At 68.8% G+C, this 13212-nt stretch carries 9 protein-coding genes; 4 read left to right on the top strand and 5 right to left on the bottom strand.

From position 1 onward, the window contains the following. The 3 genes from GA0115254_RS34915 to GA0115254_RS34925 form a co-directional block, all read left to right on the top strand. Positions 1–616 (top strand): SelB domain-containing protein (locus tag GA0115254_RS34915; RefSeq protein WP_176740412.1); only part of this gene is annotated, 616 nt, incomplete at its 5' end. 184 nt (positions 617–800) lie between these two features. Then, positions 801–2723, top strand: coding sequence for a 1-deoxy-D-xylulose-5-phosphate synthase (dxs, locus tag GA0115254_RS34920; protein ID WP_093899269.1), 1923 nt, complete (start codon positions 801–803; stop codon positions 2721–2723). A gap of 174 nt (positions 2724–2897) precedes the next feature. After that, the gene (locus GA0115254_RS34925; RefSeq protein ID WP_093899270.1) at positions 2898–4409 is read left to right on the top strand and encodes an amino acid permease; all 1512 of its coding nucleotides are present in this window, start codon (positions 2898–2900) and stop codon (positions 4407–4409) included. A 1-nt stretch (position 4410) separates the two neighbouring features. Here the strand turns inward: GA0115254_RS34925 and GA0115254_RS34930 are convergent, their stop codons facing one another. Next, positions 4411–4809, bottom strand: a complete 399-nt coding sequence (locus GA0115254_RS34930) for an NTP pyrophosphohydrolase (protein ID WP_093899309.1) — start codon at positions 4807–4809, stop codon at positions 4411–4413. A 37-nt stretch (positions 4810–4846) separates the two neighbouring features. Continuing rightward, on the bottom strand, positions 4847–5959 hold the full coding sequence (locus GA0115254_RS34935) for an LCP family protein (protein ID WP_093899271.1): 1113 nt from the start codon (positions 5957–5959) through the stop codon (positions 4847–4849). A 339-nt stretch (positions 5960–6298) separates the two neighbouring features. Here GA0115254_RS34935 and GA0115254_RS34940 point away from each other — a divergent pair, with 339 nt between their 5' ends. After that, positions 6299–7420, top strand: a complete 1122-nt coding sequence (locus GA0115254_RS34940) for a DUF8189 domain-containing protein (protein ID WP_176740413.1) — start codon at positions 6299–6301, stop codon at positions 7418–7420. A 77-nt stretch (positions 7421–7497) separates the two neighbouring features. On the opposite strand, the gene GA0115254_RS34945 is transcribed toward GA0115254_RS34940, so the two are convergent. The 3 genes from GA0115254_RS34945 to GA0115254_RS34955 all read right to left on the bottom strand — a co-directional run bounded on the left by GA0115254_RS34945 (position 7498) and on the right by GA0115254_RS34955 (position 13141). Beyond that, the gene (locus GA0115254_RS34945) at positions 7498–9504 is read right to left on the bottom strand and encodes a glycosyltransferase (RefSeq protein WP_093899273.1); all 2007 of its coding nucleotides are present in this window, start codon (positions 9502–9504) and stop codon (positions 7498–7500) included. Between the two features lie 72 nt (positions 9505–9576). Next, on the bottom strand, positions 9577–11073 hold the full coding sequence (locus GA0115254_RS34950; RefSeq protein ID WP_093899274.1) for a bifunctional cytidylyltransferase/SDR family oxidoreductase: 1497 nt from the start codon (positions 11071–11073) through the stop codon (positions 9577–9579). 52 nt (positions 11074–11125) lie between these two features. Next, positions 11126–13141 carry a hypothetical protein gene (locus GA0115254_RS34955; RefSeq protein ID WP_093899275.1) on the bottom strand — a complete coding sequence of 672 codons (2016 nt, stop codon included), beginning with the start codon at positions 13139–13141 and terminating at the stop codon, positions 11126–11128. Positions 13142–13212: the final 71 nt, after the last annotated feature.

The raw sequence follows: 13212 nt of genomic DNA on the forward strand, positions 1-13212 counted from the left end.
GCCGGGCACCGACGAGGTCGCCGGCTGGCTCGTCGACGTGCCGTGGTGGCGACAGCGCCGGGAACTGCTGGCGGCGGCCGTGCGGGAGTGGGCTGCCGGCCATCCGCTCACCCCCGCCCTGCCGCGGGAGACCGCGCTGCGCCTGACGGGCCTGCCCGACACCGCACTGCTGGACGCGGCGGCGGACGGGCTCGGCATGGTGAGGGACGGATCCGGGTTCCGGGAGGCGAACGTGCGTCCCCTCCTGTCCGACCGGGCGCAGGGCGCGCTCGACACCCTCTGCGCGCGGCTGCACGGCGATCCGTTCGGCGCACCCGGGCAGCCGGAGCTGGCAGAGCTCGGCCTCACCACCCCGCACCTGCGCGCGGCCGTCGACCGAGGCCTGCTGTTCCGCGTCGAGCAGGGCGTGTATGTGCACCCCGACGCGGTGCGCCTCGCACTGGCCCGGCTCGCGGTGCTGCCCCAGCCGTTCACCCTCAGCGCCGGCCGCCGGACGCTGGGCACCTCCCGCCGGGTTGCCGTGCCCCTGTTCGAGCTTCTCGACCGGCTCGGACACACCCGCTCCACTCCCGACGGCCTCAGACGCCTGGTCGCGAGCGGCGACGCGACTCCTTGACGCCACGTGACCTCGCAGGTGTTCACCGGAACACACGAAACGCAAGAGAGATCAAGAGATAAGGGACGTTTCCCGCCGAAGGTGTGACACCCGAACGTCCCCCTGACGAACGCCGCCCTGTGCGGAACATTAGACTCTGCGGATCGGCAAGAAGTTCGACCGGCTCATACGCAAGGAGGCACGGGTGCCGTTGCTGACCCACATCAGGGGACCGCGCGACCTGGACCGGCTCGGCCCGGAGCAGCTCGGCCAGCTGGCGGACGAGATCAGGACCTTCCTCGTCGACGCCGTGTCCAAGACAGGCGGCCACCTGGGACCGAACCTCGGTGTCGTCGAACTCACCATTGCGCTGCACCGCGTCTTCGAATCCCCGAAGGACCGGGTCCTCTTCGATACGGGCCACCAGTCGTACGTGCACAAGCTCCTCACTGGTCGGCAGGACTTCTCGAAGCTCAAGAGCAAGGGCGGCCTCTCCGGCTACCCCTCGCGAGCCGAGTCCGAGCACGACGTCATCGAGAACTCGCACGCCTCCACCGTGCTCGGCTGGGCCGACGGCCTCGCCAAGGCCAACGAGGTGCTGGGCAAGGACGACCATGTCGTCGCGGTCATCGGTGACGGCGCACTCACCGGCGGTATGGCCTGGGAGGCGCTGAACAACATCGCCGCCGCCAAGGACCGCCCCCTCGTCATCGTCGTCAACGACAACGAGCGCTCCTACGCCCCGACCATCGGCGGCCTCGCCAACCATCTGGCCACCCTGCGCACGACCGACGGTTACGAGCGCTTCCTGGCCCGCGGCAAGGACATCCTGGAGCGCACCCCCGTCGTCGGGAAGCCGCTGTACGAGACGCTGCACGGCGCCAAGAAGGGGCTGAAGGACTTCATCGCCCCGCAGGGCATGTTCGAGGACCTCGGCCTGAAGTACGTCGGCCCGATCGATGGCCACGACATCGAGGCCCTGGAGTCCGCGCTCCAGCGCGCCAAGCGCTTCGGCGGGCCCGTCATCGTGCACTGCCTCACCGAGAAGGGCCGCGGCTACACCCCCGCCCTGCTCGACGAGGCCGACCGCTTCCACGCCGTCGGCAAGATCCACCCCGACACCGGCCTGCCCGTCTCCACCTCCGGCCTCGACTGGACCTCCGTCTTCGGCGAGGAGATGGTCAAGCTCGGCAGGGAGCGCAAGGACATCGTCGCGATCACCGCGGCCATGCTCCAGCCGGTCGGCCTCAGCAAGTTCGAGGAGGCGTTCCCGGACCGGATCTACGACGTCGGCATCGCCGAGCAGCACGGCGCGGTCTCCGCGGCCGGCCTCGCCACCGGTGGACTGCACCCCGTCTTCGCGGTGTACGCCACCTTCCTCAACCGTGCCTTCGACCAGGTCCTCATGGATGTCGCCCTGCACAAGTGCGGTGTGACGTTCGTCCTGGACCGTGCCGGTGTCACCGGCACCGACGGGGCCTCGCACAACGGCATGTGGGACATGTCGATCCTGCAGTGCGTGCCGACCCTGCGCATCGCCGCCCCGCGCGACGCCGACCAGGTCCGTGCACAGCTGCGCGAGGCCGTCGAGGTCGACGACGCCCCGACCGTGGTCCGCTTCTCCAAGGGCGCGGTCGGCCCGGCGGTCAAGGCCGTCGGCCGGGTCGGCGGCATGGATGTGCTGCGCACGTCCGACGCGCCCCGCCCGGACGTCCTCCTGGTCTCCGTCGGTGCGCTCGCCCCGATGTGCCTGGAGATCGCGGACCTGCTGGACGCCCAGGGCATCACGACGACGGTCGTCGACCCGCGCTGGGTCAAGCCCGTCGACGAGGCCATGGCCCCGCTCGCCGAGCAGCACCGCGTCGTCGTCACCGTCGAGGACAACAGCCGGGCCGGCGGCGTCGGCTCCGCCGTCGCCCAGGCGCTGCGCGACGCCGGGGTGGATGTACCGCTGCGCGACTTCGGCATCCCGCCGCGCTTCCTCGACCACGCCTCCCGCGCGGAGGTCATGGCCGAGATCGGACTGACCGCGCCGGACATCGCCCGTCAGGTCACCGGCCTCGTCGCCAAGCTGGGCGGCCGTTACGACACGGACAGCAGCTCCGTGATCGAGCCCGTCCGCGACTGACCCGTTCGACCCCGGTCCTCGCGGCCGGTACGCGATACGGCCAAGGGGCCGGTCGGACCACCCTGTACGAGTGGTCCGACCGGCCCATTCGCGTGAAATCGCCCGGTGCGGAGCTCTGCGCCGCACATACGGTCCCAATCATGGCGTACACGACGAGTGCGTGGAGGTACGCCGGTGACTGCCCAGCAGGACACACCACCCAGCAGTGGCGGACTGTTCCGGACCAAGACGGTCGAACAGTCCATCCGCGACACCGAGGAGCCGGAGCACGCGCTCAAGAAGTCCCTCTCCGCGCTGGACCTCACAGTGTTCGGAGTGGGCGTCATCATCGGCACCGGCATCTTCGTGCTCACCGGCAAGGTGGCCAAGGAGACCGCGGGCCCCGCCACCGCACTCGCCTTCGTGGTCGCGGGCATCGTCTGCGCCCTGGCCGCGCTCTGCTACGCCGAGTTCGCCTCCACCGTCCCGGTCGCCGGCTCCGCCTACACCTTCGCGTACGCCTCGCTCGGCGAACTGGTCGCCTGGATCATCGGCTGGGACCTGGTGCTGGAGTTCGCACTCGGCACGGCGGTGGTGGCGGTCGGCTGGTCCGGTTACGTCCGCTCACTGATGGACAACTTCGGCTGGAACATGCCCGCAGTGCTCTCCGGACCCGATGTGGCGAAAGGATTCGGCTTCGACATCCTGGCCTTCGTCCTGGTACTCGTCCTGACCGTCGTGCTGGTGCTCGGCATGAAGCTCTCCGCCCGGGTCACCACCATTGTGGTCGCCATCAAGATCGCCGTGGTCCTGATCGTGATCATCGCGGGGCTGTTCTTCGTCAACGCCGCCAACTACTCGCCCTTCATCCCCCCGGCACAGCCACAGCCCTCCGGATCCGGACTGACCGCACCGCTGATCCAGCTGATCTTCGGCTATGCGCCCACGAACTTCGGCGTCCTGGGCATCTTCACCGCCGCCTCCGTCGTCTTCTTCGCCTTCATCGGCTTCGACGTGGTGGCCACCGCTGCCGAGGAGACGAAGATTCCGCAACGTGACATGCCACGTGGCATCCTCGCCTCGCTCTTCATCTGCACCGTGCTCTATGTCGCCGTGTCCCTTGTGGTCACGGGCATGCAGCACTACAGCGAGCTGTCGGTCGAGGCCCCGCTGGCCGATGCCTTCAAGGCCGTCGGCCATCCCGTCTACGCGGGATTCATCAGCTTCGGCGCAGCGATCGGCCTCACCACGGTCTGCCTGATCCTGCTGCTCGGGCAGACCCGGGTGTTCTTCGCGATGAGCCGCGACGGTCTGCTCCCGAGGTTCTTCTCCGTGACGCACCCCCGCTTCCGCACCCCGTACCGCCCGACCATCCTGCTCGGCGTGATCATCGCGATCGTCGCGGGCTTCACGAGCATCAACGAACTGGCGACGCTGGTGAACATCGGCACGCTCTTCGCGTTCGTCGTCGTGGCCCTGGGTGTCATGGTGCTGCGCCGCACCCGCCCCGATCTGCACCGCGCGTTCCGCACCCCGTGGGTGCCGCTGATCCCGATCCTCTCGGTGGCCGCCTCGGTCTGGCTGATGCTCAATCTGCCGGCCGAGACCTGGCTGCGGTTCGCCATCTGGATGGCCCTCGGCGTGGTCATCTACTTCGTGTACGGGCGCAGGCACAGCCGGATCAACCAGCCCCTCGGCCGGCCGTAGATCAGTCGCTGCGCGACGGAGGCAGTGGCCGAACCGCACGGGGGCCCACGCACTGCGCTCCATACGCCTCCACCCGCCGCCGCAGTTCGCGGTCGGCGGTGACGACGACACAGGCGCGTTCCCTCTGAGCCCCGGTCAGCTCCACGATCAGGTCGTCGCCGCTCCCGGACGCCGATTCCACCCGCACCTCGGGCACCGATCCGATGCCGCGAGCCGCGCCCTCGACGACCAGCACCAGCTCGACGGGGCCGGGGTGCCCCGGCAGACCGGCCGCGGCGAACGGGACCAGTGAGTCCCGCAGCCGTTCGGCCGCCCCACGCCGGTCCCGCCACCAGCCGTCGGGCACGGACCCGACCACATTGGCCGCGTCCACGATCACCAGGGTCCGTTCGGTCAGCATGCCGGAAGCGTGCCACGCACCGGCCGCCACCGTTCCGTCAGCCGCCGGTGGCGGGGGACTTCTTCGCCGACTCCGGGATCGTGCCGTCGTGGCGGATGGCCTTCCACAACTCACCGGCCTGCGGCTGGGCCGCCACCACCCGGTTCCGGTCCTGCTTGTCGTACGCCACCGGAAGCATGATCGTTTCCATGGTGTCCGGGTTCACGCCGTTCATCGACCGGCCGAAATCCGCGAGGGACGTCAACGAGGCGAGCCCGGAGTCGGTGGTGAGCGACTTGGTGGCGGAGTTGGCGATCTTGTACGACTTGGTCGGACTGCCCAGCATGTCCTGCGACTTGACCTCGCTCAGCAGTGCCAGCAGGAACTGCTGCTGCAGCCCGATCCGGCCGAGGTCGCTGCCGTCCCCGATGCCGTGCCGGGTCCGGACGTACGCCAGCGACTGGGTGCCGTCGAGCTTGTGCGTCCCCTTGGTGAGGTGGAGACCGGAGGACTTGTCGTCGATGTCCTGCGGTACGTCGACGGTGACGCCGCCTATCGCGTCGACCAGATCCTTGAACCCGGCGAAGTTGATCTCCAGGTAGTGGTCGATCCGGACCTTGGACATCTTCTCGACGGTCTTGACCACACAGGCCGGACCGACCTGCGAATAGACGGAGTTGAACATCACGCGGTTCGCCGACGGAACGGTCGAGCCGTCGGCCTTCGTGCACTCGGGCCGGGTCACCAGGGTGTCACGGGGTATGGACACGGCGACGGCCTTGGTGCGGCCCTCGGGAATGTGCACCACCATCGCGGTGTCGGACCGGGCGCCGCTGACGTCGCCGCCGCCGCCCAACTCCTTGTTCTCGGCACCGGCACGCGAGTCGGAGCCGAGAACCAGCAGGTTCTGACCGCTGGTCGGCAGCTTCTCGGGGCGGTCGTCACCGAGCGCCTTGTCGATGTCGACGCCCTTGATGTTCCCGTCGAGGCTGCTGTAGAGCCAGTAGACGGTGCCGCCTGCGGCGAGGAGTACAACAAGCAGGCTGATCAGCACAATGCGGCCGGTGCGACGCCGTGGGCGCCCGCCCTCCTCGCCCCTCTTACGGCCCTTCCTGCGGGACTCCGCCCGCCGTGAGGCGCGCGGGCCAGGGGGAACGCTGTCGTGGCTCATCCTGCTCGAGTCCCTTGATCTCGTGGCCGCGGAAGGGCCGGGGTAGGGCCGGGGACTCGGGTGGGGCCGGTCCACGCATGTGGGGGGCAGAGCGTGCACTATAGACAGATTTTCGAATTTTGTGTAATCCTTCGCGCGATCTTCAACTCCGGCACCGAATTGTTATTCGTTCCGTGGTACGCCAGTTGTCTCCGTGGACGCCTGTGATACCTGGGGAGCGCTGATCCGTGGGGCGAACAGGGAATCTATGATGGGTTGGTTCGGCCCGTCGTGTGCCGGAGAGCCGAAGCGGCTCCCGGAGCCGGGGCCGAGGAACCATGGGAAGGACGACTTCACGTCATGCCGGTCAGATCCAGGCGCGCTGCCCAGGGGAGGGCCCCGATCACGGGTGCCGACGTCCACGACGGAGGCGGGAATCGGGTGGCGCGGGCGACCGCCGACGGGCGTTGGCTCGTACTCGGCAAGGACGGCAGGCTCACTGCTTACGCACTGTGCGACGAGGGGCTGCTCCGTTGGACGGAGGCTCGTCCCGGCGGGCCCGACTGGACGGGCCCGGACCTCTTCCCGGTGGCGAACCTGACCCATCTGTCGGTGACTCAGGGATCCGACTGCTTTGTCCACTTCATCGGTCGGCGCACGGTGCGCAAGGACGACGGACCGGTCGTCGACCTCGTGCATGCCACCCAGTTCCAGTCCGGCCGCCCCGTCACCGCGTGGCACCCCCTCGGCAATCCGCACAAGGACCGTGAGAAGGCGGCCCGGCTCGGGGCGCCGACGGCCGCGGTCAACGCCCAGGGGCTGCTGCACGTCTTCGTCCGCAACGCCGACGGCAGGCTCGCACTGCGGCGCGAGAAGACGGGCGGAAAGTGGGAGGGCTGGCAGGACCTCAAGGGCGGCCGGCTCCAGGACGGGGCGGCTGTGGCCGCCACCGCCTCCGGACGCATCGAGGTGCTCGTCCCGGGACAGGGGCAGGCGATGCGCTGGAGCCAGAACGAGCCCGACGGCGCCTTCACCCAGGACCAGGACATCCCGTTCGCCCATGCCCCGGGCAGCGCCGTAGCCCTGGAGACCGGGCAGGACAGGGTGACGTACTACTGGGCCGACGAGGCGACCGGGGGCGTCGTCGCGCATCGCCCCGGCACCTGGGCGATCCCGCTCAACAGCTCTCCTGCGAACGGTGCGGTGGCGGCTCTGCGCGCCATGCTGGACGGCTACGACTGCACCGTACTGGCCCACCGCGACTCCGAGGGCCAGGTGATGCTCACAGCCTGCGGCACGGAGAACGAAGGGGCGGGCGTGTGGTGGTCGCCGACGGGTGAGCGCTGTGTGGGCGGACCGGCGCTCGCTTACGACGCGTTCGGCCGGGTGGTGCTCGCGCTGATCGGCGAGGACGGTGCCCTGCGCGTTGCCCGGCAGAGTCGTGAGCCGGGCCTGGCCCTGGAGCACTCGGTCCGGATCTGAGCCGTCCGGACTGTCCGGACCACCGGGACACGGGGCACTCACCGCGATGAGTGCCCCGTTCGCGTCGTCGGGCATGATCAGGAGGCCGGCTTCAGCCCGATCGACAGGTAATTGCTGTCCGTGTAGTAGGGGTTGAAGGTCACCGAGCGTCCCCCGACGGTGGTGATGGTCCGCTTCGGATAGACGTGGATGTGCTTGCGCTGCATGATTTCGTCGCCGAACCGCCCCAGCCGCAGACGATGCGCCTCGCCCGACACCGTCAGGTTCCCCGGAATGCTCAGGGACAGGTCCCAGATCGTGTCGACGTCGACCATCCGGTCCGCGTACTGCTGGAGATCGATGGTGAAACTGGCCCCGCCGTTCGAAAACGCGCACGGGATGGTGACGAAGGAGTCCGCGTTCTTCCGGCTCTGGGCGATCACGTGCGCGCCCTGACCGGCGAGGTCGACCTGCGGTCCGCCGGCCGCTGAGGCGACCCCCAGAACGTACGACTGGATGGTGAGGTGGGAGCCGTTCGCCTCCACGGACAGCACTTCCGCGTGGGCACGGAACTCGCGCGAGACTATCTGGAGATAGCCGCCGTCCTCGGAACGCGTGAACGTGCGGAACTGCACCGGGCTGGCGTGGGCCGGGGACGAGATCAGCGAATTCGCCGACTGCTGGAGTTCGTTGACCTTCACCCGGCGCATGACGCCGTCGTCCTCGCGGCGCAGCAGTACGTTCCATGTCCCGGGAGCCAGCCGGAGCTGCGCCGGGACGGAGGCGTACAGATGCCCGTCGGCCGCCTGCTCGGCCTGCACCGCCAACAACGCCTGCCGCCCGTCCGCCGCGTTGACGCACAACACGGTGAACCGACTGCCCGGTGCCCGGGCCGGATCGACCGCGAACTCCAGGTCCCCCGCGGGGGTGGCCCGGCACAGCGCCTCGGGCCGGTAGGCGCGCGCCGTGAGCAGACGGGAGAGGTACGTCTCGTACGCCTGCGCCTGCGACTCGTTGCTGTAGTGCCGGGACTTCTCCACCGCATTCGATCCGAGCTGTACGCGCAGATCGGCGTCGCTCAGCAGCCAGTCCAGGTTCTTCGCGAACGCGTCCACATCTCCGACGGGCGACAGCGCGCCGTCCACTCCGTCGGAGATGATCTCGGACGGACCGTGCGGGCCCGCCGTGCTGAGCACCGGGACGCCACAGGTCATGGCCTCCACGATGGTCAGGCCGAACGTCTCGTCCGTCGATGTCGAGGTGTGCAGCGCCGCCTTGGCCAGCTCCTCGCGCAGATGCCTCGTGTGCCCCATGAGGAGGATGCGCTCGTTCGCCCCCAGGTCGTCGATGAGCTTGCGCAGCTTCGGCTTCTCGTCGCCGCTTCCGTAGATGCGCAGGGTCCAGTCCGGGTGCTCCCTGCCGAGCTGCGCGAAGGCGTTCACGAGCAGGTCGAACCGCTTCCAGTCGACGAGCCGCCCCGAAGCCGTGACGATGCGCGAGCCGTGCACATCGGCCCGGAGGAAGGTCCCGGGGACGGCGTTGGGAATGGCATGGAAGGCCGTCCCGACGGCGCCGTACGCGTCCCGGTGCGTCTGGGCGTCCTTCGCGGTCACGGTGACGAAACCGTCCAGCTGCGGAATCGCGGCGTCCAGCATCTTCCGTGAGGCCGCCGTCTGGTGGTGGTAGTGCGTATGCGCCTGGCCCAGCGTGATGTACTGCCCGGTCCCCAGTGCCGTCAGCAGCGACACCGTGTTGGGGGCGGTGGCGATGATGACGTCGGCGTCGGAGCTCTCCAGGTACGCGGCCGCCCGCTCGTCCATCAGCCGGCTGTAGCGGTTCTTGTCGTCGGCCTTGAAGCCCGTGCAGTGCTGGGAAGCCGTCGAGTGCAGTGGATTCGTCAGGTCCGGCGAGCCGCCGCGGGTGTCCACGAGCGTGCGCAGCCTGATGCCGGGCGCGAAGCGGAGCGGCGGTACGTCGTGGTACTGGAACACGCTCACCAGCTCGACCTCGTGCTGCCGGGCGGCGAGCGAATTGGCGAGCGTCTGGGTGGCTACGGACGTACCGGCCTGTCCGTAGGCGCTGTACATCAGAAATGCGATCTTCACGTGGTCCTCCTCGATCCGTGGCCGTAGCGGCTTCAGTTCCGGATTCCGTGGGCTCCGGTCCCGGGGCGGGGCTCAGACGGGCTGGTTCCCGGAGTCGTCGAGCACCTGCGAGAGGGCGGTTTCGAACGCCGAGTCGGGTGCCGAGGCAGCGCCCTGCCTGCGTACGTCGATCACCTGACCGCTCACGCCGGAGAGCAGGACATCGAGCGAGCTGCGCGCGACCTCGTCCGAGGAGAGCAGCGAATCGCCGGGCTCCTGCCCGAACGCCTTGGTCCGCATCGGGGTCGCGGTCCGCTCCGGGTTCATGCAATTGACCCGGATGTTGTCCTCGGTCCACTCCTCCGACAGCGCCTGGGTGAGGTTCACCACGGCCGCCTTGGTCGAGGAGTACAGGCTGTACTCGGCACGCCCGCGGGTGTAGCTGCCGGAGGTGAAGAGCAGCAACTGTCCCTCGGTCTCCGCCAGGAACTTGTACGCGTTGCGGGCGATGTTCACGGGGGCGAGGTAGTTGATCCGGAGCGCCTCGTGGATCGCGGCGGTGTCGGTTTCGTCGAGCCGGCCGATCCGGAGCACACCCGCGGTGTTGACGACGTAGTCGATCCGCCCCGTCTCCGCGTACGCCCTGGCGAAGGCCGCTTCCACCTCGTCCGGGTTCTCCACATGGGTGCCGGTGGCGGAGCGGCTGAGGGCGTACACGCGGGCCCCGTACTCCTCGGCCATACGGGCTATGCCGGCGCCGATCCCGTACGAGCCGCCGAACACCATAAGGGTCCGGCCGGCCAGCCGCTCCCGGTAGAACGCGTCGGAGCTGTGTGCCGGAGCGGTCGTCGAGGCCAGCTGGAACAGCTTGTCGGCGATGAAGACATCGACGGGCTGGGTGACCTTCATGTTGTACTCGTCGCCCATGACCACGTGAACGGGCACGTCGGGCAGGTACTTGACGACGACCGAGCAGTCGTCCGTGGCCCGGAACAGCGGGTCGGCCGCCGCGAGCTCGTACGCCCGGCGAATCGTGGAAAGGCGGAACCCCTGGGGCGTCTGCCCGCGCCGGAGCCGGTCGCGGTCGGGCACCTCGGTGATGAACTCGCCGTCATCGCCGTGCGTCCGGGTCACGATCACGGTGTCGGACGAAGGGATGGCCACGTCGACGGCGCGGTAGCGCTCCAGCGCCTGCACGCACTCCTTGACCACGCGCTGCGACAGCAGCGGACGCACCGCGTCGTGGAACAGCAGGTTGCAGTCCTCATCGCCGTCGAGCCGGTCGGCCACCGCCGCGATCGCGATGTTCGTGGTCTCGCTCCGGGTGCTGCCGCCCGGGAGTACCTGCGACACCTTGCCCGGACCGGCCTTCGCGACGATCTTCTCGGCGTCGGCGACATGGTCCGGTGCCATCAGGACCACGACGTCGTCGATGTCCGGGGCGTTCTCGAAGATGTGCAGAGTGTGCTCGAGAATCGACTTACCGGCGATCTTCAGGAGCTGCTTCGGGACAGCGAGCCCGATGCGCTGCCCGGTGCCACCGGCGAGGACAACGGCGACAGTACGGCGACGGGAGGCGCGGATGGTCAAGGTCTCTTGCTTCCTGTAGGCGGTGAGGTGACGAGCATGCGGCGGCAGACCGTCAGGCCGGCTGGTGCGGCTGGTGCTCGGGGTTGCCGGGCTGTTCCGGGGACTCGATGGGGAAGTCCCGCAGTCCGCGCAGATAGAGATCGTTCGCCGCATTGGCGAAGCGCACGGTCGACGGCGGACTGTCCGGGCCGAGCAGATAGTCCTTCAGCTGCTCCCGGTACGGGGCCATGACGTCCTGGTCCCGGGAGAACATGGCGGAGAGCGCCGTCTCCAGGCCATTGCACTCGGCGTCGAGCAGGTACGAGGCGTACGCGGTGCGCTGCTCGTTACGGAACTCCGCGTCCGGCAGGCCCTCCAGGTTGAAGATGGCGTACGGCTTCCGGGTGGCCACGAAGTCCGAGACCACGCTCGACATGTCGCCGATCAGCAGGTCCGAGTGGTTGAAGCAGTCGTAGAGCGTGGGCACCCTGTCGGTCACGACGTGGTGCGCGTCGGCGGGCAGTGAGTCCCAGTAGAGCGTGCCCGCCTGGTCACGGAACTTGCGGATCCGGGTTGTCCGTTCCTCCTCGGTGAGGTCCGGATACTTCGAGCGGACCCCGCGCTCCTGGAGTGCGGCGAGCCGCTTGTCGATACGGGCCAGCCGGCGGGCCGCGGCCTTCGAATCGAGGATCTTCCGGCCGAACCGGCGGGCGTTGTCGTCCTGGAGCAGCGCGATGATGCGCCGGTGCGCGGCGGCAGCGGCGGGGGAGCGGGTGCCGGTCAGCGGGTGCGGCTTGTAGATGATCCGCAGCTGCCGCTCGTGCGCGAGCAGGGTCCGTATGAGGTGCTCGCCCGCCGGGATGACCGAGGTGTAGCAGGCATCGTCGGTCCAGCCCTCCCAGGTGGGGGCGTAGATGACGGTCGGGATCTCCTGGCTGACCGAACCCGTCCAGCGGCGCAACGGCATCAACTGAGGTCGGCCGACCTCCACGATCTGCTGGGCGGTCACCGCGTGCTTGATGCGCTCGTAGCGGTCGCGTCCGGCCCGTCCGGCCACCCAGATTTCGTCGAAGACCTTGCTGACGCGGTTACTGCTGGCGAGCTTGTCGCTGTCGCCGTGACCGATGAAGACGTGCTTGACCTCGTGCCGCTGGAGCATGTGCACGTTCTTGCCGGCGTTGCCGGGGTAGAGCGTCACCCGCAGTTCGGGCATCTCGACACGGGCCAGGTACTCGGCCTTCGGGACGCAGATGACCGGTACGGAGGTGGCGTCGAGGAACCGCAGGGTGGCCCGCTCGCGCAGCACGATGATGGGCCGCAGATCCAGCGACTCGAGCGACTCCAGCCACATGTTCACCTGGTACATGAAGTCCCGGGAGACGGCGGCGAAGGTGAAGTAGAGCGCGACCTGCGGCCGGTACTGCCGCAGCTGCCAGTTCAGCTCGTCGATGGCGTCATCGGCGGTGGGCAGGATGAGCGCGTTCCGCGCCCCGGGCAGCAGGACGAGGAAGGCCACGAAGGCGAACCAGACCGAGGCGATCCCGCCGAACGTCACGTACTCCCACCGGTCGGTGGCGATCGTGCCTATCGCGCCGCCCACCAGCGGGACGTCCAGATGCAGCGTCTTGCGGACGTGCTTGTTCATCAGGAACGGGTGCGGCAGCCGCCGGATCCCCAGTGCGTCCAGGTCGAGTCCGCGCGTGGTGAAGGGCAGCGCGGCACGCTCCGTTTTGACCCGCTTGAGCAGAGCACCGTAGGCGAGCTGCAGGACGAAGAGCAGCAGCAGCCCCACTGAGGTCATCCGGACGACGAACGAGTCGAGGTCATTGATGGAGCCGCAGAGGGCCAGCAGCAGGAACTGCCGGATCAGGAACCGGATGGTGAGCCCGAATCGCGAGTCCCGCAGCCGGTCCAGGGTCGAGGACTCGGAGGTGTGCAGGAGCAGGTCGGCCGCGTAGCTGACCGCAGCGGCGTACGCGAAAACGGGCAGGGACGCCATCACCACCGCCGCCAGCATGGCGACGAAGCTGAGCACCAGGGCCGCGGTGATCAAGAATCCCAAGGCTGCCTGACGTTGTGCTTTGCCCATGGGCGGCCGGCTCCTCCTTCAGTGTCTGGGTGCGGCGCGTGGCTGCGTTGCCAGCGCGGACAGGGACTGCC

This window comes from Streptomyces sp. Ncost-T10-10d, assembly GCF_900091955.1.
Taxonomy (GTDB): Bacteria; Actinomycetota; Actinomycetes; order Streptomycetales; family Streptomycetaceae; genus Streptomyces.

Coding starts and splice junctions, on each gene's coding strand:
- GA0115254_RS34935 (WP_093899271.1), bottom strand. CDS start 5,959: ATGAGCCACGACAGCGTTCCCCCTGGCCCGCGCGCCTCACGGCGGGCG.
- GA0115254_RS34955 (WP_093899275.1), bottom strand. CDS start 13,141: ATGGGCAAAGCACAACGTCAGGCAGCCTTGGGATTCTTGATCACCGCG.
- GA0115254_RS34930 (WP_093899309.1), bottom strand. CDS start 4,809: ATGCTGACCGAACGGACCCTGGTGATCGTGGACGCGGCCAATGTGGTC.
- GA0115254_RS34940 (WP_176740413.1), top strand. CDS start 6,299: ATGCCGGTCAGATCCAGGCGCGCTGCCCAGGGGAGGGCCCCGATCACG.